Genomic DNA, 24,998 nt, shown 5'->3' on the forward strand with positions numbered 1-24,998 from the left:
CGAAAATAATGCATTAAATCAATGAGTTTCAACTCCTGAAAAAACAGGATTGTTTTGCAGAGTCCTGGAATCTGGTTATAATTATAACAGAATCTAACTTAACTTTATGAAAACTGTCTATTACTGGCTGATTGCCGTTGTTATTACGCTCACAGCAATGGTTTACCAGCGCACTACGGGCCCAACTTATCCCCTACGGGACAAAATCAATATCAACAACAACGAATACAATTTACAACTTACGCGCAGTCACGGAGGAGAAAGCGACTGCAAAATTTCGTTACCGATAAACGACGCTGAGGTTACCGGAACAATGTTTTTTAAATTATATCCAACAAAAAACTCCTGGACTGAGCAAGAGCTGACTCGTGAAGGAGAACACCTTGTTGCCACTTTGCCCCACCTGCCGCCGGCCGGAAAATACGAGTACAAAATCACGCTAACCACAAATGATCAATCCTTTCCGCTAAACGGCGGAATGCCCGTTATAATTCGATTTAAAGGAGACGTTCCGGCCGGAATTCTTATTCCGCATATATTCCTGATGTTTTTTGCGATGCTGCTGGGCAACCTGGCCGGAATAATGGCAATATTTAGTCACAAACAGGTTAAGTTTTATACCACAGTTACCCTAATCGCATTATTTATCGGGGGACTGATTCTGGGCCCGTTGGTTCAATTATACGCTTTTTGTGAAGCATGGGCCGGAGTTCCTTTTGCCTGGGACCTTACCGACAACAAAACGCTGGTGGCTTTCTTATTCTGGCTCCTGGCCTTCGCCATGAATCGAAACAAAGTACGCCCCGGCTATACGGTGTTGGCAGCGCTGGTTATGTTGTTGGTTTACTCCATTCCGCACAGCATGTACGGCTCTGAGTTAGACCCTGAAACCGGAGAAATCATTCAGGGGTGGATTCAACTGATTGTTTTTTAAATAAAAAACCAGATATTTTAAAGGCCTTTAAACCGGTCTTTTTTATGCCACCCTCTGGATGTTTATTACCTTTGCGTTCCGCAAAAATTAATACCATGCAAAACAACATAACAGATCTAATCGCCGGGCAACTTCAGATTAAACAGGTTCAGGTAAGCAACACCATTGCCTTGCTGAACGAAGGGGCTACGGTTCCTTTTATTTCGCGTTACCGGAAAGAACGCACCGGCAGTCTCGATGAAGTGCAGGTGCTGCAGATTAAGGAGCTCAACGAAAAATTCAACGAACTGCAAAAGCGAAAAGAAACCATTCTGAAAACCATCGAAGAGCAGGAGCAACTGACACCTGAACTAAGGCAACGCATCGAAAACTGCTTTGATCCGGTGGAACTGGAAGATATCTACTTACCGTACAAACCCAAGCGCCGCACCAAAGCCACCATGGCGCGTGAAAAAGGGCTAGAACCGCTGGCAAAAATCCTGATGAAACAGATGGAACGCGATCCCGAATTCCGCGCCGGGCAGTTCCTGAACGAAGAAGTTACCAGCACCGAAGATGCACTTGCGGGTGCCCGCGACATTATTGCGGAATGGGTAAGCGAAAACGAACGCGCCCGTAACATTGTCCGCCGTGGTTTTGAACTGGGAGCAGTTATATCCTCCAAAGTGGTAAAAGGGAAAGAAGAGGAAGCTGCCAAATACCGCGATTATTTTGAGTGGAACGAACCGCTGAAGAAATGTCCTTCGCACCGCTTACTAGCCATGCGCCGTGGCGAAAACGAAGGTTTTTTGCGTGTAAGCGTGACGCCCGACGAAGACCGGGTATTGGAAAACCTCGAGCGCTTTTTTGTTAAAGGGAACAACCCGAGTTCGGAGCAGGTGGCATTGGCCGTAAAAGATTCGTGTAAGCGCCTGATTCAGCCATCGATTGAAACCGAATTTTCCAACCTTTCAAAAGAAAAGGCCGACGAAGAAGCAATAAAAGTCTTTACCGAAAACCTGAAACAATTGTTGCTCGCGCCGCCACTCGGACAAAAACGTACGCTTGCCATTGATCCCGGCTACCGCACCGGTTGTAAAGTAGTGTGTCTCGACGAACAAGGCAACCTGCTTCACAACGAAACCATCTACCCGCACAAGCCGCAGGAAGAAAAGAAAATGGCCGCCAAAAAGATCACATCGATGGTGGAGATTTACAAAATTGATGCAATTGCCATCGGAAACGGAACCGCCAGCCGCGAGACCGAGCACTTCATCAAAAACCTGCGCTACAACCGCGAGGTACGTGTTTATGTGGTCAGTGAAGACGGAGCCTCGGTTTATTCCGCTTCTACCGTGGCCCGGCAGGAATTTCCGCAATACGATGTTACGGTTCGCGGAGCCGTTTCGATTGGCCGCCGGTTGATGGATCCGCTGGCGGAGCTGGTTAAAATCGACCCGAAAAGCATTGGAGTGGGACAATACCAGCACGACGTGGATCAGAAAAAATTAAAGAGTAGTCTGGATTCGGTGGTAGAACTGAGTGTGAACTCGGTTGGTGTAAACCTGAACACCGCCAGCAAACACCTGCTTACCTACATTTCGGGATTGGGGCCGCAACTGGCTGAGAACATTGTGGAATACCGGAAAGAAAACGGGGCGTTTGAATCGCGGGATGCGTTAAAGAAAGTAGCCCGTATGGGGCCAAAAGCCTTCGAACAGGCTGCAGGCTTCCTGCGTATTCCCGATGCAAAAAATCCGCTGGATAACTCGGGCGTACACCCGGAATCGTACAAAATAGTCAAACAAATTGCCAAAGATCTGAAATGCGAACTCAGCAACCTGGTTCGTAACGAGGAACTGGTTTACAAAATCGACTGGCAGAAATATGTTACCGAAGAAGTGGGCCTCCCCACCCTCAACGATATTAAAAACGAACTGCTAAAACCCGGGCGAGACCCGCGAAAACCGATTAAAGTTTTTGAGTTTGCCGATGGAATTTTCTCGATCAACGATTTACATGTGGGCATGGTTTTACCGGGAATTGTCAACAACATCACTAAGTTTGGTGCCTTTGTCGACGTCGGCATTAAGGAATCGGGCCTGGTACATATTTCAGAGTTGGCCGACCGTTTTATTTCCGATCCCAACGAAGTTGTAAAACTCCACGAACATGTAAAAGTGCGGGTAAAAGAACTGGATATTCCACGAAAACGTATTCAGCTTTCAATGAAAGGGATGAATCAGGAGTAGAAGCAAAAAAACAGGTGCCATCAAAAAAAGATGACACCTCTTACTCACTCAACATTGGTGCGGGGGTTAAAAACTCCATTCCATGCAATTGTCAAACTTGAACAGTTTAATGATGTTACAGCCAGCAAAAAGGTTGCGTGAGGATTAAAGAAATTGATTTTCAATGAGGTAAAAATTCCGCACCACTAACGACAGTAGTCATTCAGCGATAAGCGGTCTGCAAAAAAAAGATGCCACCTTTTAAAAAGATGGCATCTTTTACTTTGCAACAGGAAATCGTTCACTTCTCAGAAACTTTCCAGCTGCTAATTATCCTGAATTTCGAAAAATATTCGGGTCCTATTCCTCGTCGTCTTCTTCCGCCAGACGCTCCTCGTTTTCAAACTCCTTTTCCAGAAATTCTTCGGCTGCGTCAATCAGTTCCGAGATAAGCTCTTCGTCTCCCGGCTCTCCATCGATCCAGTGTACCTGCTGATTGTTCCAGAAATCATCCAGGTCAGCTTCAACAATAAAACGCGGAGTTTCAGTATGAACCACAAAAATGGTATCGGGTGTTTCCAACGAGTTGTCGGCTAATAAAAACTTTGGTAACATGCTTAATTGCTTTTGAGTTTTACTTCGCTAATTTACAACTTTAAATAACGCATCTAACTAACCCTCATCAAAAAAAGTTTTGCGTAGAATTTGAGAATTAAAGCAAGAAATTGCACACTGTAAAAGTCAATATTCTCGTTCCGACTCGAACCTCGACACTGACATTAATCACCTTTTGGTAATAAATTGAAAAATAAAATCCTCTTTTTTTAGCAAATTGAATGAGATTATTAATTTTAACACCATATCCGAAACAAACCAAAAAAATCAGCTTATGGTCGACCGGCCTGATTACCGGCAAACGAAGGCAGACCAAATCAGCCCGCATTGGGTAAGCAGGTTTAACATTATGAAAAAACACAGACATTGATGCACAAATTAAATGACATTCTTTCGGTGATCGACAGCTATATCGGCGGATCGCAATGGTTCGTATTTTTCCTGTTGGGAACCGGTATTTTTTTCACCCTTTACCTGAAATTTCCTCAATTTCGTTACCTGAAACATTCGCTGCATATCGTTCGCGGAAAGTTCGACAAGGAAGGCGACCAGGGAGATACCTCCCACTTCCAGGCCTTAACCACTGCGCTTTCGGGAACGGTGGGTACCGGAAACATTGCGGGCGTGGCACTGGCCATTCACCTGGGCGGACCGGCGGCACTTTTCTGGATGCTGGTTACCGCAGCCGTGGGTATGACCACCAAATTTGTGGAAGTAACCCTTTCGCATAAATACCGCGAAGTAGCCGAAGACGGCTCCATTGCCGGGGGCCCCATGTACTACATGAAAAACCGCCTCAACATGAAATGGCTGGCCGCGATTTTTGCGGTCGCCACCGTTCTGTCGTCGTTTGGCACCGGAAGTCTTCCGCAAATCAACAGCATATCCAACTCGCTATTCGAAACCTTTGGCATCAACCACATGCTTACCGGCGGGATACTTGCTCTTTTACTTGGCTTTGTGATTATCGGGGGCATCAAACGTATTGCACAGGTCACTTCACGACTGGTACCCTTTATGGCCATCGTTTATTTTATCGGGGCCATTGCCGTCATTTTCTATAACTACGAAAACATTATCCCGTCGCTCGAAGCCATTTTCGGCGATGTATTTACCGGAACCGCTGCTGCCGGAGGTTTCCTTGGAGGAAGCATAGCTTTTGCCTTTAACCGGGGTGTAAACCGTGGTTTGTTTTCGAACGAAGCCGGACAGGGATCGGCGCCGATTGCCCATGCTGCAGCCCGCGCCCACGAACCCGTATCGGAAGGACTGGTAGCCCTGCTCGAACCGTTTATCGATACCATCATTATCTGTACGCTTACCGGACTGGTGCTGCTTTCGTCGGGAGTGTGGACCGAAAAACACGAAAACCAGTTTCAGGAGGCCGACCTGGTAATGCTCGACGGAACCTACTCGGAACAAAATCAGCAGGACGTTGATAAGCTGCACAATTACCTCGTGGGAGAAGCAGATCTGCCTTTATTTTCGGGAACTTTGACCGTTGAAAATGGGGTGATTGCCGACCAGCCCACCATGCTTCATGCCCGTTCGGTAGCCGAAGACGTAAAAGTTTGGGTGAACAACCAACTTTATTCCGGACCAATCGAATTCAACAGCGGTAAACTCGTCAATAACCAGCAATTCGTTCTAAAAGGGCAGTCGCTGTTACACAGTGCACCACTTACCACTGTCGCCTTTACCCGCAGCTGGTTTGGCGATTACGGAAAATACATTGTTTCGTTTGGCTTGCTGATGTTTGCCTTTTCCACCGCCATCAGCTGGTCGTATTACGGCGACCGCGCCATTACTTATCTCTTTGGCTCGGGCAAAGTAATTTACTACCATATTATTTATGTAATCGGATTTTTTCTCGCTTCATTCACCGACACCACCATTATCTGGACCCTCTCGGGAATCACCATCGCACTGATGACCATCCCGAACCTGTTTGGAATCCTGGCGCTGTCGAAAGAAATGAAAAACGAAGTAAAATCGTTCTGGAAAGAATACGCCGAGCGTTTCCCCGGAGAAAAAGTTCCAAAAGGGTAAGTTCGTTCAGAGTTCAGGGTTCAAAGTTTAGAGTTCAAGCTATGAGCTGAGAGCCACCAGCTTGTTGGCGATCAGCCATCGGTCAATGGTCATTAGTGCATTCGTGAGATTCATGTATGGGTTGAGTTACAAAGAACTGTACTATCCGTTTGAATTGAATACTGGATACTTGATGCTTGATGCTTGATGCTCGTAACTTCGGTCGTAATTCATTTTTCCTTTAACCACAGAGAACACGGAGAACACACAGAGTAAACTGAATTATGGATCAACCACTGAGACTGATCACTGCGACTGAAAACTGGTCACTGAACCCTGAACCCTGAACTCCGAACTCCGAACTCCGAACTTCTTTACCACGCGATGCAATCGCGCGGCAGCGCGGAACATTTCCGAACCCACTGTTTTTTAACATATTATTTCATATCAACACCATACTGATTGTTTGTATATTCAACATCAAAATAAAACAACTTAATCAACACCTCAATTATGCTAACCAGAAGTCCACGAACTAAACTTCTTAACTTTCTCATTCTTATATTACTCATTAGCAGTACCCCTTTAAACGGACAAACTAACTTTCGCCCGGGGTATTACATCACCTGGGATAATGATACAGTCTATGGCCTGATTGATTACCGTGGAGAAATCCGAAATTCAAGAATATGCGAATTCAGGGAAAATGAAAATGCAGAGATCATAAAACTGGAAGCGGATAAAATTCAATCTTACCGATTTATCGACGATAAGTTTTATGTATCCAAAACACTGCAGCTTCCCAACGAAGGTTCAAAACCGGTTTTTGTCGAATTCCTGGTAAGCGGGATTATAAATCTTTATTTCTACCGCGACGTGAATAACTACATGTACCTGGTTGAAAAAGACGGCAGAATTCATGAGTTAACAAAAAATGTAAAAGACAATAACGGTATAATAATTTCGAAACACATCGGGTTATTAAAAGCCATTTTTTCTGATTGTAACGAAATACAAAGTGAAATTAATAAAGTGGGACTCAATCATAAATCGTTAATTGATATTACCAACAAATACCACGATTGTGTATGTTCTGATACCGCATGTATTATTTACGAGAAATCTGCTCCTAAAGCCAAATTGAGAGTTGCACCGGTTATATCAGGAGGAATTGGGCAACTCCATTTTGACAAAGGGCTGTTCTCTAATTACGAATTTGATAAAAGCTATTTTCCTACCGCCGGGATGCTTTTTAGTATTTCCCTTCCCTACTGGAACCAAAAACTATCGTTTGACATTGAAACTGATTTTAGTAAACTAAAAAATCATGGAACCTATACCAAGGTTTCCAGCTTTCAAACCGAATACTATAATGCAGATATTAATTTCTGGGCCTTTCAGCCCTCCATTTCCTTGAAATACACTTTCTCGAAAAACGATATAAAACCAACCCTATCGGCCGGACTATGCATGAACTATATCTTTTCGACCAGTGAGGAGGTCTTCAAAAGAACGGTTAGCGATACTCCTGAAACTATATATGAATTGGAGGGAACACCTTTGGCTTCCAATATTTTTGGAATCGTAATACAGGCAGGATGCGACTACAAGATGTTCAATAATAAAACCCTTTTCACCAATTTACGGGTTTACCGAACGGTTTTCAAAGAAGCCGGTGTATCCACCTTGTTAAATACGGTTAGTTTGGGCGTGGGAATGTATTTGACCAACAACTAATTTTCGCAAGATAGTTTCAGGCACAGCGCCCCGGAAAAACATAAAAGCTTAGTCCCGGTCGTCAGCACCATGCACCGGCACCTGATACCCGAAGCTCTTGACTTCGGTCGTAATCAGTTTAACCACAGAGGACACAGAGAACACACAGAGTAAACTGAATTATGGATCAACCAATGCGACTGATCACTGCGACTGAAAACTGGTCACCGAACCCTGAACTTTGAACTCCGAACTTCTTTACCACGCGATGCAATCGCACGACAGCGCGGTGACTGAACACTGAGACTGATTACTGCGACTGAATACTGCGACTGAATACTGGTCACCGAACTCTGAACTCTAAACTCTGAACTCCCAATACCCGTAACTCGCAGCTTCGTTTTTTACCCCCATTTTTGTACCTTTCTCTAAAACTAAAATCCATGTGTCATGACCAAAATCGCTCATAGTGTTTTATTAAACACTCCTTTGGAAGAAGTTTTTGAATATGCCTCTGACTGGAAGAAATGGGAGGAATGGTTTGAAGGAGTATCTGACTTTCAATCAATAAGCGAAGTTGAAAAAGGGAAGGGTGCAAAATACAGGTATAAGGCAAAAATGATGATGTTTAAATACGAAATAGAGGCGGAGGTTTATGAATATACCGAAAATGTGGGCTTTAAAGTTGTTGGAATAAAAGGCCCACCCTATAAATCCTTTTGGAACTTTGAAGTAATCGACGGAAAAACGAAATTTACTTATGGACTTGAATATTCAATTTCAACTCCCATTATTGGCAACTATATGGATGCGTGGTTTTTAAAGCCGCAATGGAATAAAATAATACAGAACTCCCTTCAGAATCTTTCAAAAAAAATAGACCGGTAAAAGCTTCCTTCGCTGCCGAACGATGGTAGCGTGTGGCCTGTAGCTTTTTTCTTTACCACGCGATGTTAGCGCGTTTACACCGTAAAGTTAAAGTAGGCAATTTCTGCCAGTAAAATCACGGTAAATAAAATCAAAGCGGTAATCCAAAGTCGTTTGTTTTTCTTTACAAGTCCGATGAAAAATGCAATAAGGAAAACAAAGGGAACAAGGAACAAAACAATCGATATCAGGTTCATAATTTATTGGGATTAGTATGGTTAAACAATAAAAAAATACTTGCTACTTCATTACCACGCGATGCAATCGCGCGGGAGCGGGGTCTTAGTGTCCGACCGAAAACTGAGGTTGGGACGAGATTCGACTTGTCGAATCCGCACAAACCCAGCCATGCCTTATACCACGTGTTAGCCACTGCCATTTAGTTTATTTCATATAATTCTTTCAACAAATGAATGCTATCTAACAGAAAATCATCCACAGATTTAATCCATTCAATGTATTTATTGAAAATGTTGGAAGCATAGAATTCGTCTGAGTCATCCGAATAAATAAAGCTTAAATCAAAATATTTCTCAATGTCTTTAATAAATGAGGCGATTAAATGTTTGTTGAATAGGTATGCAATTTTTACATTTCCAGGGGTTAACGCTTCTCTTAAGAAGTCATTATACTCAACTGGATGTAATTCCGGTCTTGATTCTTTTTTTTGCCCTTTAAATTTATTCTCAAAGTCTTGATATAAATTTGATGTATGAACTTTAATATCATTTAGTATTGTGTCAAAATAGTCTAACACAAAATAGTTTACTTTTAGCTTTGGAATGTTATAATAATCACTGAGAAAATCCACTAATTTATCAGTCTCTCCAAACAATGTAGACTCTATGCAATAACCATCATGTTTAAATGTTGCTGAGGTTCCACCCAATTTGGCTTTCATAGAATCTTCAAATCCAGCCGAGGAAGTTAGAGTAGAAAAATCTTTATCAAAAATAACGAAGTACCTTTTATCCTTAAAAAGTTGACTTAGTAGTCTTTTGTTGTAGTCTAATTTGTTTATGATATAATCCTTACCGCGTAAATAGTAAAAAACAATTTCACATTTTGGTAAATTCTCAGGCTCAAATTCTAAATGTTTTTGAAGTAATGATTTGATATATTGAATATCATCATCACCTTCTACAAAACAAATTTTATCAGTATAGTTCAATTTGTCAAGGGCAATGATTATACCGCCAAGCTCCTTTTTAATCTTGTCAAAGTTTTCTATACTCAATTTCTGAATTCGTCCTTGGGTTTTAGCTTCTTGGTTTAAATAGAATAATTCTTTGGGTTTTAACTCGCTCACAAAATTGTCATTATGAGAAATTACGAAGATTTGTGTATTACTGATTTGTCTTAATTCTTGGAGTAATTTTTTTTGCAGTTTTGCATGAATGTGAGAATCTGGTTCGTCTATTAATAAAATGTTAATTGCATTTTCCAAATAATCAATTGTTGAAAATATCTCAGCAACCTGCAAAAAACCACTGCCTTGCAAATGAATATCTAAATTTCGATGAGCACTACTTACTTTTAAATTAATATATTCTTCTACATTAGATTTTGATTCATTTGAGCAAATAAACTTAATGTTATTCCCTAAAACTTTTGAAATTTGGGTTTCGAGATTTTTCCTCTTGTCCAATTTTTTTTGAATTATTTTGTTTCTAAGAACCTCTCCAGATTTACCCAAAGATATTTTCTTTAATACCTGTCCTTTATTCATAAACGGCTCTTTACTAAGAATATTAGACACAGGTTTTGTTTGATATATGAAAATTACTTCGTCAAGTTTAATTTGATTTGCTTTCAGGTAAACAGCAAACTTTTCAAACTCTTTGTGGTTTACTGTTTTAAATCTTAAATATGAATTATTAATGGATTTGGGTTTGCTAAGTTCAAAAGTCAATGAAAACTGATTAGTTCCTTTTGCAATTACTACAGTAATTCGAGCTTGATTTGGTGTGTCAAAAAATAAATCAGTATCATTTATCAATCTAATGAATGTTAAGTCACCAAAAGGTATGTAAGTATTGCCTCCGTCTGCTTTGTAGAAACCAGTTCTCTTTGAATTAATAATCCTTTTAAAACAACTTTCCCATATTAATAATGCCTCAAAAATTGTGCTTTTACCAATATTGTTTTCTCCGATAATTACATTGAATTTATCGTTGCAATCAAAAGCAAGTTCTTTGAACCCTTTGAAATTTTTCAGTTTGATTTCTTGTATATGCACTTTCTTAATTTATGGTTGTGGCTAACGGTCACTTGTATGTGGTCGGGCGGGATTTCTGGAAGAAATCGTGTCAGACCCGCAGGAGAGTGGGCGCAAGGTCTGACTTGTCAGACCGCTAAAACCCCCGCCTGCCATATACAATGTGTTAGCACCAGTTTTTTTTATTTTTTTCGTAAATCCTCAATCTCTTTAAAAATTACAAACGAGTATAAATTTTCTGTTGGAATTCGGTATGCTCCTTTAGCTTTCATGATTTTGGCTGCAATTGCGGTCATTGCCCATCCATCATATTCATCTCCATACCATTTAGGTTTAAATAACTGTCGGTATTGATTTTGAATTCCAAATTCTTTTATTTTTCCAATCTCACTTTTGACTTGAGGAAGTAAAGATTCGTTGTTCCAAGCCCAAAGCCATGTATTTGAAGTTGTCGAAATTGAACCAACTTCCTCATATTTTATTTTAATCTTGACTACTCCGCTATCTGAGAACTCAATGAATCCTGTTTCTTGATTATAATCCCATCGTGCGTAAGAGCCTAAATCATAAATGGTTTTACATGAGTCTTGTTGTGCGTTTAAATAATCATATGAGATTTCTATCAATTCTTTGAACGATTCATTAATCTCAGGTTTTATCAAATTGTTGTCTAAATCCTTTTTAGAGAAGCATGAAAATAGTCCCATTGAAATCAATATTATTAGAATTTTTATTTTACTCACCTTACATTTATTTTCTCGGTTAAGCCCATAATAACGCTGGACTTTTTACTGTCAAATCTTTAAAGTTTGGTTTATACCAGTCAACATTTGATTTTCCAATTAACTCGTCTCCATTTCTGTTAATCTCAATGAAATATAAATTTTCGCCAGTTTGAGATTTTCCATAAGAAAACCAATTCCAAATTATTTTGTCTGCGGAATTTATTGTCAACTTAGACTCAGATTCAGCAATGTCATTTGGGTTTACAATTGTCAAAGTTTCTTTTTCATCGAAAGTCAAAGTCAATGTATTTGTTGAATTGTCATAGGACACGAGTTCAAGTTGGTGGAAATTGTCATAAGGTCTGCCAAACCAATGTCCATAAAAACATAGTGAACCACCTTCTTTCAGTCCTTGTTTTTTATTGTAATTGTCTACAAACTCTGTTATTACCAATTTTTTCATCACCGTTTCTAGTTTTTTCTTGTCGGCATTTTTCTTGGAAATGAATCTTAATAAGATTATTCCAATAATTATTATTCCTATGATAATCGCAGTCTTCATTAAAATTGGTGCTAACGTACGTGTATATGTATTACATTTATTTTGCTATTAGCAATAATGTTTAGTTATATCTCCAACTTATTCATGCTCACAGCCATATCCGTTTTCAATTAATTATAAACGGATACAAGCACTTACAATCGGAAATTATCCTTTATTATTTTCTGGGGTGGCAATATCTATCGCTGCTGATCGTCCCGGGGTGTCACCACATTACAGGCTCTAATGTAGCAAAAGAATTTTAAACATAAGATAACTGCGCGGAGAAAAGAGCAGAGAGCAGGGAGCAGAGAGTTTAGAGTTCAGGGTTCAAAGTTTAGAGTATCGAGCTGCGAGCTGCGAGCTACGAGTAAAAAACAGCAGCACGGCAATACAGAACTGCAAGCTATTGCTAAATTGTAAAACTGGTAAATTGCAAAGAGTATGGAACTTTGAGCGACAAGGGATAAGCTGCAAGCTACGAGTATCGAGCTGCGAGCATCGGGCTGACAGGCTTTTGTGGCTATAATTTGAGAGAGGATGGTTTGGCTGCAGAATTCCAAACCACCCTCTCCCTGGCTTCAAACAACCTAACAGGCTGTTATTCTTTTATGCTTACTTATTTTGTCGAACCTTACTGATTGTTTATACTAACCAGTAAACGTTCTTTTGTTTACAGTTCCAGAAGAACCGGGTCGCCCAATCCGATGGATTTTAAGACCGGAAGCTGAGTTTCGGCATCGCCCACCACCACATAGTACATATGATCCGGATCGATTAAACGTTGCGCCAGCTCCTGATGCTTTTCGGGCGTTAACGATTTTATAAAGGCTTCCTCTCTTTTCACATAGTCGAAAGGCAGATCGTAAGCACTGATATTGACCAGCATGGAATGAAGTGCGTCAAGCGTTTCAAATTCGCGGGCGTTTGATTTAATCAATGCATCTTTGGTAAACTGCAGATCGTCATCTGAAATACCTTTTCTGTATTTTTCGATTTCGTCTTTAAATATCTGAACCGATTCTTCGGTAGCCGAAGTCCGCACACTTGAACTGGCTTCAAAGGTTCCGAAGTTCTTTCCTCCCGAGAAATAGGTTCTTGCCCCATAAGTGTAGCCTTTCTCTTCGCGCAGAATCAGGTTCACGATTCCGTTAAAACTTCCCCCGAGTTTATAATTCACGACGGTTGCCCGTTCAAAATCGTCTGACGACCGGGGAACGGCGTACTGCCCGATATTGATAACCGATTGTTTGGCACCGGGAACATCAACAAAATAAATGGCCGACTTTTCGGGTAGCTGAGGAGCATCGAGCCGGGGAATTTCCACATTAAATGGCTTCCAGTTGGCGACCAAACTTTCATTGAGTCCGGCCAAAACCCTGTCTTGTCCTATTTTTCCTACAACATGCATTTTCGCTACCGAAGGCGATATGGTTTTGTTGTAGAAATCTTTCAAATCGTCCATGGTAATTGATTCGAGCGACTCGATGGTTCCGCTTCCGGGAACCGACAATATATTTTCGTCGCCATAAATCAACTTGTCCAAAGCAAGGCTGGCCAAATAATTCGGATTTGCCTGGTTGCTTTTAATGTTGTTGATCATCCGCAGTTTTGTGAGTTCAAACTGTTCTTCGTCCCAACGCGGCTGCAACAGAATTTCTTCGACCAATGCCAGCGTTTTTTCGTAGTTTCGGGTCAAACAGTTGACTGACACCGTAAGGTTTTCAGTTCCGGCATAAACGTTAATACTGGCGCCCAGCAAATCAATTTCTTCTTCCAGTTCTTCGGGCGTTTTTGTTGCGGTGCCTTCGGTAAGCATACTGGCCAGAAAACTGGCAACGCCTGCTTTATCTTTTGATTCCAGTAAATGCCCTCCGTCGATAACCATCGAATACTGAATCAACGGAAGCTCATTTTGCTCGATTCCATAAACTTTTATTCCATTTGTCGTTTCACCGGTCCAAACTGCAGGAACCGTAATCTCCGGATCGGGACCTTTTGCGGGCTCAACCGAGCGGTCGAAACCGGCAGGTGTTTTTTCAATTATTTCCTCTTCTGCAATTGCCGACTGATCGACCTGTGTGGCGTTTAGTACATTTTCTTCCACAATACCGGCATCAACAGAATTCTCAGCAATCAGCTCAACCTGTCCTTTCGGCACAAAGCTGGTTGCCAGGTAAGGCTTATCTTTTATATAGGTTTCATACACCCGTTTAATGTCGTCGATGGTTACCGCTTTTATCTTCTCAATGTCCTGCTCGATATAACCGGGCGAGCCGGTAAATTCGTTGTACATCGCCAACTGGAACGACTTATACAATACCGAACTCATGCCGTTATAAAACTGAGTTTCAAGTCCGGCCTTGTGTTTTTCCAGATCCCTTTCCGTTATTCCTTCCTCTTCAAATCTTTTAAATGCTTCAAAAACGGCACTTTCTACCTCTGCCAGGCTTGTTCCGGCATTGGCATTTACCGACACGGTAAACTGTCCTGCAAGTTCCATCGAGTTGTTGTACACCCCGGCACGCGGAGCTAATTTCTTTTCTTTTACGATCACCTTGTAAAACGGCGATTTTTTCCCATCGCCCAGAACACGCGCCAGAAAATCGAGTGCATATGCATCGTCACAAAACTCCTCAACCGATGGCCAAATCATGGTTAACTGGGGCGTTTTCGCAAAATTATCTTCGTGATACAACTTTTTGGTTTCGGACAAACTTACCCGCTGAGGTTCCATGTCTTCCACTTTTTCGCCGCCCGGTATTTCGCCAAAATACTTCTCCAGCAAAGGTTTCACATCTGCCACTTCGAAATCGCCGGCCAGTACGATGGTCGTATTGTTTGGAACATAAAATTTTGAATGAAACGCTTTTACATCGTCAACCGTAGCATTAAACAAGTCTTCCATTTCCCCGATTACGGTCCAGCTGTAAGGATGTCCTTCCGGGTAAAGATTTTTAGCAATCAACCAACTGTTATATCCGTAAGGGCGGTTGTCGTACGATTGCCGTTTTTCGTTTTGAACCACGTTTTGCTGGTTGGCGAAAGCCGATTTTGTAACCGTATTCTCCAGATAGCCCATGCGGTCTGATTCCATCCACAAAACCATTTCCAGGGCATTGCGCGGAACCACCTCGTAATAAATGGTCTGATCGTTTCCGGTACCTCCGTTGAGCGTACCACCGGCAGACTGAATTTTTGAGAAGAATTCATCCTGCCCCACATTTTCTGACTGCTGAAACATCATGTGTTCAAAAAGATGGGCAAATCCGGTTTTCCCGGGCACTTCGCGGTTTGAACCAACATGATACATAATGGCAACGGCAATAATCGGATCAGACTTATCCTGATGCAGAATAACACTAAGGCCATTATCCAACTGATACTGTTCGTAAGGAACGGAGAGTTTTTCATCGCTTTTTTCCCGGGTTGAACAAGAGATCAAACTGAGAAAAACGATAATTAGGAGAAGATTAAGTTTTTTCATGATTAAAAGGGAGATTTTAGTTTTGAACGAAGTTAGCATAAAATACATTTGAAATAACTTTTATCCCCCAACAAATCAGCAAGATGAAAGAAATATTTATTGATCCCTCAAAATAACTGCGGACTAAAATCAGTTTAAAGCAAAGAGAATTACACACCAAGAGAGGCCGGTATCACACTCGACCTCTCTTTTTGTAAACCGCCTTTGATAGGGTAATAATGATTCAGCTACACCGTTAATTCCGGGATATGGTCGCGATGTTCCATCCATCGACGGTTGTATCTTGCGAAAAGCTTGCATTCATATGGCGGGCAATCACCTCAATTATTCCTGCGGAACAATTCAAAAATTCCCAAAATCACACTCCTGATTATCCTTATTTCAAATAATCGCTTATAAAATCGATTCGGGGCTGGTATATTGTTTTTTCCCACTGTTGCTGAAATTTCTTTTGTTCCAGCTGATGCCCGCGATAAGGTGTTACCAGCATGACCTTTTCACCTTTAGCCTGATTAAGTGCAGCATAGATTCCGGGGGGCGGACAAGTATAGTCTACCAAACCGATTTCCACTACCAATGTGGCTTTTGAACCCTTTAAAATATGAGCATCATCGAAATACGGATATGTTTCCAACATTTTCTCTTTGCTTTTTGAAAGAGCAAACGGATTGGGCCAACCTCCTTTTTCGCCGTTCAAGGTGCGGCCAAAATCGCACATTGCAGGAACAATTGCCACGGCAGCGCTCACCCGGTGATCCAATCCGGCAGCCGCCAGCGCCTGTCCCCCGCCCTGACTTTCTCCAATCACCAGAATTCGTTTTCCATCCCATTCGGGTTGGCTGCATAAAAAATCGAGCGTCCGCAAAAGACGAAGGTACATTCCTCTGAAATAATTCTCTTCGCGGTTTTCAGCTCCTATTTCCCGGTAGTTCTTTAACTCTCCTTCTTCCAACTGGTCGTAATATTCCTGCGGCTGCCCGTTAAGCATCCCATGTGCATTTAAGTCGAACGACAAAGCTCCTTTCCCCATTTGAGCATACTTAAGCGCAGTTTCGGCTCTTGCCAGACACCAGTGGCCTTTTACTCCGGCAGCATGTAAATTCAGCACAATGGGAAGAGATCCCGGAGCAGCATTTTCGGGTTTGGCAAAATATCCGCGCGCAGGTTTCGGGCCCACGCAATTGAGTTCTACATCCGAACATTCAAAACCATCAGCCTGCGTTTCTGCCTGAACACTTTTGATTTCCAACGGAAGGGCCCTCAATTCCTTCTTTTGCCGTTTCCAATACCGGTCAAAATCAGCCGGACGTTTCGTGCCGGGAGTATAGTCTTTTATATCGGCCACCAACCCGGTGGATACGACCTCACCGCCCGCTTTCACACTAATAACGATTGAAGCCGGCTCATCAAATTTCTCATCCAGCAAAACAAGTTCTTTGGCCGGAGTGGCGATCCATTTCCATTCCGCTTTGTTCGAAAAATTTTTATCGATTTTTACCTGGATTGAGTCGCCATCAACCTCACTGACCAGCAGCGTTACTTTTGCCTTTTCGCCTTTATCGTAAATGCCACTCTCGTTGCTTTGTTTCAGAATGATCGATTGGGCAAAACAAAAAGAAACCGCCAGCAAGGCAAAAACGGCAGTCAGAATCAGGTGTTTGATTTTATTCATCGGATACAATAGTTGGTTATTGGACGCCGAAAATACGCTAATTTCGCTACAAACTCTTTCCTTACGGTACACTTTTATAGCCAAACAAAAAGAGATGGCCCTTTCGAACCACCTCTTTTTACTCTCTTCTTTCTGTATTATTTATTTCAAATCAAATCGATCCAGGTTCATCACTTTATTCCAGGCAGCAACAAAGTCATTGACAAATTTTTCTTTTGAATCAGCACATGCGTACACTTCAGCCAAAGCGCGTAACTCGGAGTTCGATCCAAAAATAAGATCAACGCGGGTAGCGGTCCATTTAAGTTCTCCGGTTTTCCGGTCGCGGCCTTCAAACAAGTCGCCTTCTTTTGATAAAGGTTTCCAAACGGTTGACATATCCAGCAGATTTACAAAGAAATCGTTGGTAAGAACACCCGGATTTTTGGTAAATACTCCGTTCTGCGAATGATCGTAATTAGCATTCAGAGCGCGCATACCCCCAACCAGAACCGTTAGTTCCGGAGCAGTAAGCGTCAGAAGCTGAGCTTTATCGATCAGCATTTCTTCTGCCGAAATGGTATATTTCTTTTTCATATAATTTCTGAATCCGTCGGCAAGCGGCTCCAATACTTCAAATGACGCCACATCGGTTTGCTCCTGCAGTGCATCTCCTCGTCCGGGAGAAAACGGAACGGTAACATCAATACCCGCACTTTTGGCGGCTTGCTCCACTCCGGCACATCCTGCCAACACAATCAGGTCGGCCATCGAAACCTGTTTACTGCCCGACTGCGCATTAAATTCCTTTTGAATTCCTTCCAGCGTTTCCAATACTTTGGCCAGCTCTGCCGGATTATTCACTTCCCAGTCTTTCTGAGGTGCCAAACGAATGCGGGCTCCATTCGCACCTCCTCTTTTATCTGAACCCCGGAAAGTAGAAGCCGATGCCCAGGCAGTTGATACCAATTGTGAAACCGACAAACCTGAACTTAATATCTTTCCTTTCAAATCAGCAACATCCTGCTCATTTACCAGTTCGTGGGTAACAGCCGGAATCGGATCCTGCCAGATCAAATCTTCAGCCGGCACTTCGGGGCCTAAATAACGGGCACGGGGTCCCATATCGCGGTGTGTCAGCTTGAACCATGCCCGTGCAAAAGCATCTGCAAACTCATCCGGATTTTCGTAAAAACGACGGGAAATCTTTTCATACACCGGATCAACACGCAACGACAAGTCGGTCGTCAACATGGTCGGTTTGTGTTTTTTTGAACCATCGAAAGCATCCGGAATTACATCTCCTGCATCTTTGGCTACCCACTGATGAGCGCCAGCCGGACTTTTGGTTAATTCCCATTCGTATTTAAAAAGGTTTTCAAAGAAATAGTTGCTCCATTGCGTGGGTGTATTGGTCCAGGTAACTTCCAAACCACTGGTGATGGTATCTTTTCCTTTTCCGGTTCCAAAACTGCTTGTCCAGCCCAAACCCTGTTCTTCGATGGGTGCTGCTTCGGGTTCCGGGCCTACATGTGCAGCATCTCCCGCACCGTGGGTTTTTCCGAAAGTATGTCCTCCCGCAATTAATGCCACTGTTTCTTCATCGTTCATGGCCATCCGGGCAAAAGTTTCGCGAATATCTTTAGCCGCGGCCAGCGGATCCGGGTTGCCGTTCGGGCCTTCCGGATTCACATAAATCAAGCCCATTTGCACGGCTGCCAGTGGGTTTTCCAGGTCCCTTTCACCGGTATAGCGTTCGTCTTCAAGCCAGATCTTCTCACTCCCCCAGTAAACATCCATTTCGGGTTCCCAAACATCTTCGCGTCCCCCGGCAAATCCAAAGGTTTTAAATCCCATCGACTCCAGCGCCACGTTACCGGCCAGGATCATCAGATCGGCCCACGATATTTTTTTGCCATATTTTTGTTTAATCGGCCAAATCAACCTACGTGCTTTATCCAGACTCACGTTATCGGGCCAACTGTTAAGCGGCGCGAAACGCTGCTGACCGGCGCCTGCTCCTCCGCGACCATCGCCAGTACGGTAGGTTCCGGCACTGTGCCAGGCCATACGAATAAACAAAGGACCGTAATGCCCAAAATCGGCCGGCCACCAGTCCTGTGAATCAGTCATCAAAGCATGCAGATCTTTCTTTACAGCTTTCAGGTCAAGACTTTTAAACGCCTCGGCATAGTCAAAATCGTAGCCCATCGGATTAGACAAAGCTGAATGCTGACGAAGTACGTTTATTTTTAATTGATTGGGCCACCAGTCGCGGTTTGAAGTTCCGCCACCGGCACTGTGTTTTGCTGCGCCACCATGAAACGGGCACTTGCTTTCATTAGCTTCAGAAGATTCAGGATGATTGTAATTTTCCATTTTCGATGTTTTAAAATTTGTTTAATCTAAAGATAGAATAATCAATATTTATAGATTTCATACTATCATAATCACTGCTTATAATCTAATTTCAGGAGCGAAACATTTCAATTTACAAAAGATTTGTCTTTGATTCAAGTGATACACTTTTTCCAAACGACTTAGAGCGACACACCCCAAACACATACATATCTAATATTCAAACAATTAAAGTTAAACCATAAAAATCATTAAAACGCATCCCCTCCAATAGCGAAAATTTATTCCCGGGCATTTGATCAATTTAACCAGTAAGGGAAATAAATTCCGTTTTTCTGATTTTCAAACATTACCGGTTCCCGTTTGTTCTTCAGCTTAATATTGAACAAAACAACTTTCGATCATAACATCACCCAATGAATCACTCAAGAACAATTGCCGGCCTCCCTTCCAATGTCTGGATACTGACAGTTGCACAAGCTTTAATTTTATCGGTAAGTTCGCTGGTTGTATTTGTGGGCGGACTGGTTGGCTCCAAACTCGCACCATTAGAGAACCTGGCCACGCTTCCGGTGGCAAGTATTGTAGTGGGGACAGCCGTTGCCATTCCGCCGGTTACTTTACTGATGAATACCATCGGCCGCCGGCGATCATTCTTTATTATGGTTTCGTATTCAGTCGCTGTTGCTTTTCTGGCGGGCTATTCCATCCTCCTATCCAACTTTTACCTTTTCTGTTTCAGCACCTTTTTATTTGGCGGAACCTACTCCTGCGTCATGCAGTTTCGGTTTGCATCGATGGAAAGCGTTGACGAGGCGCTGATTCCCAAAGCAGCCTCCATGGTGTTGGTGGGTGGAATTGCGGCGGCTTTTCTGGGCCCCGAGATTGCAGTAATTGGGAAAGACCTGCTGGATGTTGAATTCGCCGGTTCATTTATCATGCTGAGTGGTTTGTTTGTAGTGGCGATGTTGTTTTTGCTCGGATTTAAAAATCCGGTGATGAGAGAGGAGAAATCTGAAAGTCCGCAACGCCCGTTGAAAGCCATCTTCCGGCAGCGTATTTTTTGGGTGGCTTTGCTGAGCGCCACTATTGGTTATGCGGTAATGAGTTTTATTATGACCGCCACACCGGTCCACATGCACGTAATGGAAGGCCATTCGCTCGCACACACCAAATGGGTGATTCAAAGTCATATTATCGCCATGTTTCTGCCCTCGCTGATTACAGCCTGGATCATCCGAAAACTGGGCATCCCCTTAATGATGCTGATTGGATTGGTGGCTTATCTGGCCTGCATTGTCGTTGCCTTTTCCGGGCACGATCTGATGAATTACTGGGTATCGCTGGTGCTGCTGGGCATTGGCTGGAACTTTTTATTTATTGGCGGTACTACGCTTTTGCCGCAATCCTATCGTGCCGGCGAGCGCTTCAAAGTACAGGCGGTAAACGATTTTGTGATTTTTGGAACACAGGCGGTTGCCTCGCTTTCTGCCGGGTGGTTTATTTTTGCTGTGGGCTGGCAGGTATTGCTGTTGCTCAACTTGCCTTTTATCTTTTTGCTGATGATCGTTATCCTGAAATGGAACAACAAAAAAAGTGTAAAATGATGGCTATTGACTAAACGCTGACAAACACATTAGCGAATGCTTCTATAAAATGAGCTTGTTAAAATCCCTGAGGGATTGCATGTCTGTAAAGACAGAATCGCCCGTTGCCGGTTCGACTCCGGCCGGAGTCGGATGTTCGTTTGGAACATTTTCCAGAGCTATAAATATTTGGCAGCGCTGCTGCTAAAACCAACCTTTTATCCAGGAATGGATATTGAGGTGCAGCGCACCGTTAGCATCCATCGTTTCGAAAAAAACAAGATAAAAGCAGGTAGGTGCAGCGCACCACCAACATTTGTAGTTGCAGGTAGCATAAGAAAAAGTGAAGGTGCAGAGCACCGTTCTGTTCTTGTTTATAGTGACACTAGGCATAGCCAAATAACAAAATCCCTGCGGGATTAAATGTTTGTAGAAAAAATGCATTTGTTCTATGTACGACTCCGGCCGGAGTCGGATGTTCGTTTGGCACATTTTCCAGCTACATACATTTGAATCCTCTGGATTCTTATTACCAAACGGTTTCGCAAAGCCAGGGACACTCCAATCGCCGATCGTTTCCTTGACATCAACAAGACCATATCAATGCTTTAGTTTCCGCAGTAAAAACGATACAAAAAAAACCGGGAGCGCCCCGGTTTTTGCTTTTATTCATTTCAACTTATTACCCATGAATCGCCCCTACCTTATCACGGAGGGAAACGGGTTGCTGCTGACGGATCACACTTAGGATTTCAGCTAAAATAGAAACCGATATTTCGGAAGCGCTTTCGGCACCGATATTGATCCCCGCCGGGCCATGGATCTGATCCAGAAATTCGGGTGGAATACCGGGCATATAGTCCAGCACCATCGAAAGCACCCGTTCGCGGCGGCTAACCGATCCAAGTAAACCAAGATAAGCCGGTTGCTTGTCCTTCAAAGCCATCAGGTATTGAACGTCTTTGTTAAAGCTGTGTGTCATCAACACAACGGCTGTTTGCCCGTCAATTCTGAGACGGTTGATTTCTTCGTAGGCAGGAGTAATCAGGGCACCTGCTCCGGGAAAATAGTCACAGGATTTCTGCTCATCGGGTGAAGCGACCACGGTTACCTCCCAACCCAATAATTTGGCAGCCTTGCTCAGTTCTACCGCATCGTGTTCGGCACCGAAAATATACAACTGAAACAAGGGCTCAAAAGTCTGTTTGAAAACCTGCAGATCATCTTTGGGTTCAAAAGAAGGACGAAGTGTATATTTCTTTCCGCCCAGGCTGATAACCGATCCCGCATTTTCGTATTCTCCTACTTCGGTATTAAAATACGATTCCATTTCAAAAGGCAATCTGCTTTCGAGTTGCTTTTCAAAATCGTGAAGCAGTTCATCGGAGATAAACACCGGTTCGATCAGCAGGGTAATAATTCCTTCGCAACCAATACGCAAACGGCCGTCGTAGGTCATGATTCTTGGCTTGCCGCTTCGGAATACATTGGCTGCCTGTCTCACGATCTCGTTCTCCACACAACCACCGCTTACGGCTCCCACCGTTTCACCGTCCTCATCGATGAGCATCCGCACTCCGGGCCGGCGGTACGAAGTGCCATCAAGCGCAACCACCGAAACAAAAACGGCTTTTTTCCCCATCTCTTGCCAGGTAGCGAGGGTATGGAAAAGAAGTTTCAGTTCGTGTGTCATTTTCTGGTCTTTAGTTAAAGTAGACTTTAAACTTCAAAGGTATTTTTGATAAACGGCTGATGATAATACCGTGTTCCAGTTGCCTTGTACAGCGCATTGGCCAGCGCTGCCATCACCGGCGGATAAGGCGGTTCGCCCAATCCTGTCGGATGTATGTCGTTTTCAACAAAAGCAACATCAATCTTCTTTGGGGCCTCCGCATGACGGATCAAACGGTAACCATCAAAATTACTTTGTTCGGGTTCACCATTATTAAATGTAAGCTCACCAAACATGGCGGTACCAATTCCGTCAACCACCGATCCTTCGGTCATGTTCACCGCGGCGTCGGGATTGACCACAATTCCGCAATCAACTGCATTATATACATGATCCACTTTGGGTTCTCCGTTCTCCATCACAATGTCGAGCACCTGTGCAACGTAACTTCTGTGACAGAAATAAGCCGACACTCCGCGGTGCTTTCCCTGGCTATCCGTATCCCATCCCGACTTTTCGCGCACCAATTCCAGCACTCCGGCATAACGGGCTGCATCGTAATCGTTGTTCTCGCCCACCGGGTTTTCCTGCGCACGTTTCAAGAGGTCGAGGCGGAACTGAATCGGATCCACTCCCATTTCTTCGGCCAGTTCATCGAGGAACGACTGCTCAGCTGCCGCATTAAAGTTGGACGCCGGAGCGCGCATTGCTCCCACGCTGATATTCGATTCGATCGCCCAGCTTTCGGCCAGGTAATTATCCAATGCCCCTGCCGGAAAACGGTTCGCGTGCAGCGCACTTTCCGGTATTCCTCCCATTTTTACATGGAAAGCCGTGAGTTTATTATCGCCATCCAATGCAGCACGGTAAATGGCGTGGTACATCGGACGGTAAATACCGGCAGTCATTTCATCTTCGCGCGAGTACATCAGTTTTACAGGTGCTTTCATTTTTTGCGAAATCAGCGCCACTTCCACCATAAAATGACCGTACAAACGCCGGCCAAAACCTCCTCCCATCCGGGTCATTTGCACCTCTACTTTTTCAAGCGGAAATCCCAGCCGGTCGGCAACTGTTTTTGCCATGTATTCGGGCGACTGAATGGGGCCTACCAATAATGCACTGTCCTCTTTTACATCGGCAAAAAAGTTCATGGGCTCCATCGGGCTGTGTGCAAGAAATGGTGCAGTATAAGTACGTTCAATTATTTTAGCTGCCTTTTTAAATGCTTCTTCCGGGTTACCATCCTTACGGACAACGCGGGCGCTTTTGGCAGCTTCGGCTATCATCTTTTTCTTATGCTCAGTGGTACTCTCCAATCCTCCGGGTACGGTTACATCCTGCGTATTTCCGCCCCACCCGGCTGCAGCGAATTTTTGTTCGGAAAAAGGTTCCCATTCCGCCGTCAGCATTACTTTGGCCGTCATCACTTCCCAGGTAGAATTCCCCACAATGGCCACCAGTTCGGTGAACGAAGAGGTATCGCACCATTGACGGGCATAATCGTCGTTGTACACTTTCAGCGCAAAAACATCTTTGATGCCGGGCATGGTTTTTACATCGCTTGCGTCAAACGATTTCAGCGTCATACCAAATGCCGGCGGATGAACGATCATGGCGGTCAACATACCGTCCACTTTGTAATCGAGGCCAAACAATGGTTTTCCGGTAACAATCCCAAGCCCGTCCACATTTTTCTGGGAATTTCCGATAATCCGAAAGTCTTTCAGGTCTTTTAGTTCCACTTCTTCCGGAACAGAAACCGCTGCGGCAGCCGAAGCAAATTCGCCATAACCGGCTTTTTTACCACTTCCTTTGTGATGAATAACCCCCACTTCGGTGGTTACTTCCTCTACCGGAACATTCCAGGCGTCAGCAGCTGCTTTCTTCAGCATGTAACAAGCAGAAGCCCCTGCCGTGCGGAGCGGTGTCCAGGTAGTTCGGATGGAATCGCTTCCTCCGGCCAATTGCCGCGTATATTTTTTGGTATTAAGCGGCGCCTGCTCAACGATTACATTTTTCCAGTCCACATCCAGTTCCTCTGCCACGATCATGGGCATCGAAGTTTTTACGTTCTGCCCGATTTCAGGGTTGGGCGACAGAATCGTCACCACACCGTTCTCACCGATTTTCAGGTACGCATTCACGTCAAACCACTCGTCGGGTATCACCAGACCTTTGGGCGTGTCGGAGGTGCAGGCCGAAGCCAGCCAGTTAAAACCGATCAGCAGTCCACCACCCGCTGCCAGCGAAGTTTTAAAAAAAGAACGTCGGTTGTATGTCGTTTTTACAAGTGTCATGTTTTGTGATTTTAGTTTAACCAGTTATCT

Annotated in this window: 16 protein-coding genes; 6 read left to right on the top strand and 10 right to left on the bottom strand. The window is 43.6% G+C overall.

The genetic code is table 11. The features are described from left to right. Positions 1-106 precede the first annotated feature (106 nt). Entirely contained in the window at positions 107-934 is an 828-nt protein-coding gene (locus tag MR764_RS03625) for a hypothetical protein (RefSeq protein ID WP_247978029.1), read from the top strand. Positions 935-1,029: 95 nt separating this feature from the next. Continuing rightward, positions 1,030-3,165, top strand: coding sequence for a Tex family protein (locus tag MR764_RS03630; protein WP_247978030.1), 2,136 nt, complete (start codon positions 1,030-1,032; stop codon positions 3,163-3,165). A 339-nt stretch (positions 3,166-3,504) separates the two neighbouring features. Here MR764_RS03630 and MR764_RS03635 read toward each other — a convergent pair whose 3' ends face one another. Further along, positions 3,505-3,759: a hypothetical protein gene (locus MR764_RS03635; RefSeq protein WP_247978031.1), complete on the bottom strand. Its 255-nt coding sequence runs from the start codon at positions 3,757-3,759 to the stop codon at positions 3,505-3,507. A 369-nt stretch (positions 3,760-4,128) separates the two neighbouring features. On the opposite strand from MR764_RS03635, the gene MR764_RS03640 reads away from it, so the two are divergent. From MR764_RS03640 to MR764_RS03650, 3 genes are all read left to right on the top strand, one after another. Then, positions 4,129-5,808 (top strand): sodium:alanine symporter family protein, encoded by a 1,680-nt coding sequence (locus MR764_RS03640; RefSeq protein ID WP_247978032.1) that lies wholly within the window; start codon positions 4,129-4,131, stop codon positions 5,806-5,808. Between the two features lie 492 nt (positions 5,809-6,300). Beyond that, positions 6,301-7,524 (top strand): hypothetical protein, encoded by a 1,224-nt coding sequence (locus MR764_RS03645; RefSeq protein ID WP_247978033.1) that lies wholly within the window; start codon positions 6,301-6,303, stop codon positions 7,522-7,524. Between the two features lie 429 nt (positions 7,525-7,953). Beyond that, complete coding sequence (locus MR764_RS03650; RefSeq protein ID WP_247978034.1) at positions 7,954-8,391, top strand: SRPBCC family protein; 438 nt, start codon at positions 7,954-7,956, stop codon at positions 8,389-8,391. Between the two features lie 74 nt (positions 8,392-8,465). Here MR764_RS03650 and MR764_RS03655 read toward each other — a convergent pair whose 3' ends face one another. From MR764_RS03655 to katG, 7 genes are all read right to left on the bottom strand, one after another. Further along, positions 8,466-8,627, bottom strand: coding sequence for a hypothetical protein (locus MR764_RS03655; protein WP_247978035.1), 162 nt, complete (start codon positions 8,625-8,627; stop codon positions 8,466-8,468). A gap of 182 nt (positions 8,628-8,809) precedes the next feature. After that, positions 8,810-10,669, bottom strand: coding sequence for an AAA family ATPase (locus MR764_RS03660; protein WP_247978036.1), 1,860 nt, complete (start codon positions 10,667-10,669; stop codon positions 8,810-8,812). A gap of 161 nt (positions 10,670-10,830) precedes the next feature. Next, positions 10,831-11,391, bottom strand: coding sequence for a DUF6882 domain-containing protein (locus MR764_RS03665; protein ID WP_247978037.1), 561 nt, complete (start codon positions 11,389-11,391; stop codon positions 10,831-10,833). A gap of 19 nt (positions 11,392-11,410) precedes the next feature. Next, complete coding sequence (locus tag MR764_RS03670) at positions 11,411-11,836, bottom strand: hypothetical protein (protein WP_247978038.1); 426 nt, start codon at positions 11,834-11,836, stop codon at positions 11,411-11,413. 751 nt (positions 11,837-12,587) lie between these two features. Beyond that, positions 12,588-15,401 carry a pitrilysin family protein gene (locus tag MR764_RS03675; RefSeq protein ID WP_247978039.1) on the bottom strand — a complete coding sequence of 938 codons (2,814 nt, stop codon included), beginning with the start codon at positions 15,399-15,401 and terminating at the stop codon, positions 12,588-12,590. Between the two features lie 376 nt (positions 15,402-15,777). Further along, entirely contained in the window at positions 15,778-17,073 is a 1,296-nt protein-coding gene (locus MR764_RS03680; RefSeq protein WP_247978040.1) for an acetylxylan esterase, read from the bottom strand. A gap of 141 nt (positions 17,074-17,214) precedes the next feature. After that, positions 17,215-19,431: a catalase/peroxidase HPI gene (gene katG, locus MR764_RS03685; protein ID WP_247978041.1), complete on the bottom strand. Its 2,217-nt coding sequence runs from the start codon at positions 19,429-19,431 to the stop codon at positions 17,215-17,217. A gap of 395 nt (positions 19,432-19,826) precedes the next feature. On the opposite strand from katG, the gene MR764_RS03690 reads away from it, so the two are divergent. Continuing rightward, complete coding sequence (locus tag MR764_RS03690) at positions 19,827-21,017, top strand: MFS transporter (protein ID WP_247978042.1); 1,191 nt, start codon at positions 19,827-19,829, stop codon at positions 21,015-21,017. 661 nt (positions 21,018-21,678) lie between these two features. Here MR764_RS03690 and MR764_RS03695 read toward each other — a convergent pair. Both MR764_RS03695 and MR764_RS03700 read right to left on the bottom strand, forming a co-directional pair. Beyond that, the gene (locus tag MR764_RS03695; protein ID WP_247978043.1) at positions 21,679-22,689 is read right to left on the bottom strand and encodes an XdhC/CoxI family protein; all 1,011 of its coding nucleotides are present in this window, start codon (positions 22,687-22,689) and stop codon (positions 21,679-21,681) included. Between the two features lie 26 nt (positions 22,690-22,715). Continuing rightward, positions 22,716-24,968, bottom strand: a complete 2,253-nt coding sequence (locus MR764_RS03700; protein WP_247978044.1) for a molybdopterin cofactor-binding domain-containing protein — start codon at positions 24,966-24,968, stop codon at positions 22,716-22,718. Positions 24,969-24,998 lie beyond the last annotated feature (30 nt).

Source organism: Maribellus sp. YY47 (assembly GCF_023111095.1).
Lineage (GTDB): Bacteria > Bacteroidota > Bacteroidia > Bacteroidales > Prolixibacteraceae > Draconibacterium.

Coding starts and splice junctions, on each gene's coding strand:
- MR764_RS03625 (WP_247978029.1), top strand. CDS start 107: ATGAAAACTGTCTATTACTGGCTGATTGCCGTTGTTATTACGCTCACA.
- MR764_RS03630 (WP_247978030.1), top strand. CDS start 1,030: ATGCAAAACAACATAACAGATCTAATCGCCGGGCAACTTCAGATTAAA.
- MR764_RS03635 (WP_247978031.1), bottom strand. CDS start 3,759: ATGTTACCAAAGTTTTTATTAGCCGACAACTCGTTGGAAACACCCGAT.
- MR764_RS03640 (WP_247978032.1), top strand. CDS start 4,129: ATGCACAAATTAAATGACATTCTTTCGGTGATCGACAGCTATATCGGC.
- MR764_RS03645 (WP_247978033.1), top strand. CDS start 6,301: ATGCTAACCAGAAGTCCACGAACTAAACTTCTTAACTTTCTCATTCTT.
- MR764_RS03650 (WP_247978034.1), top strand. CDS start 7,954: ATGACCAAAATCGCTCATAGTGTTTTATTAAACACTCCTTTGGAAGAA.
- MR764_RS03655 (WP_247978035.1), bottom strand. CDS start 8,627: ATGAACCTGATATCGATTGTTTTGTTCCTTGTTCCCTTTGTTTTCCTT.
- MR764_RS03670 (WP_247978038.1), bottom strand. CDS start 11,836: ATGAAAAAATTGGTAATAACAGAGTTTGTAGACAATTACAATAAAAAA.
- MR764_RS03675 (WP_247978039.1), bottom strand. CDS start 15,401: ATGAAAAAACTTAATCTTCTCCTAATTATCGTTTTTCTCAGTTTGATC.
- MR764_RS03680 (WP_247978040.1), bottom strand. CDS start 17,073: ATGAATAAAATCAAACACCTGATTCTGACTGCCGTTTTTGCCTTGCTG.
- katG (WP_247978041.1), bottom strand. CDS start 19,431: ATGGAAAATTACAATCATCCTGAATCTTCTGAAGCTAATGAAAGCAAG.
- MR764_RS03690 (WP_247978042.1), top strand. CDS start 19,827: ATGAATCACTCAAGAACAATTGCCGGCCTCCCTTCCAATGTCTGGATA.
- MR764_RS03695 (WP_247978043.1), bottom strand. CDS start 22,689: ATGACACACGAACTGAAACTTCTTTTCCATACCCTCGCTACCTGGCAA.
- MR764_RS03700 (WP_247978044.1), bottom strand. CDS start 24,968: ATGACACTTGTAAAAACGACATACAACCGACGTTCTTTTTTTAAAACT.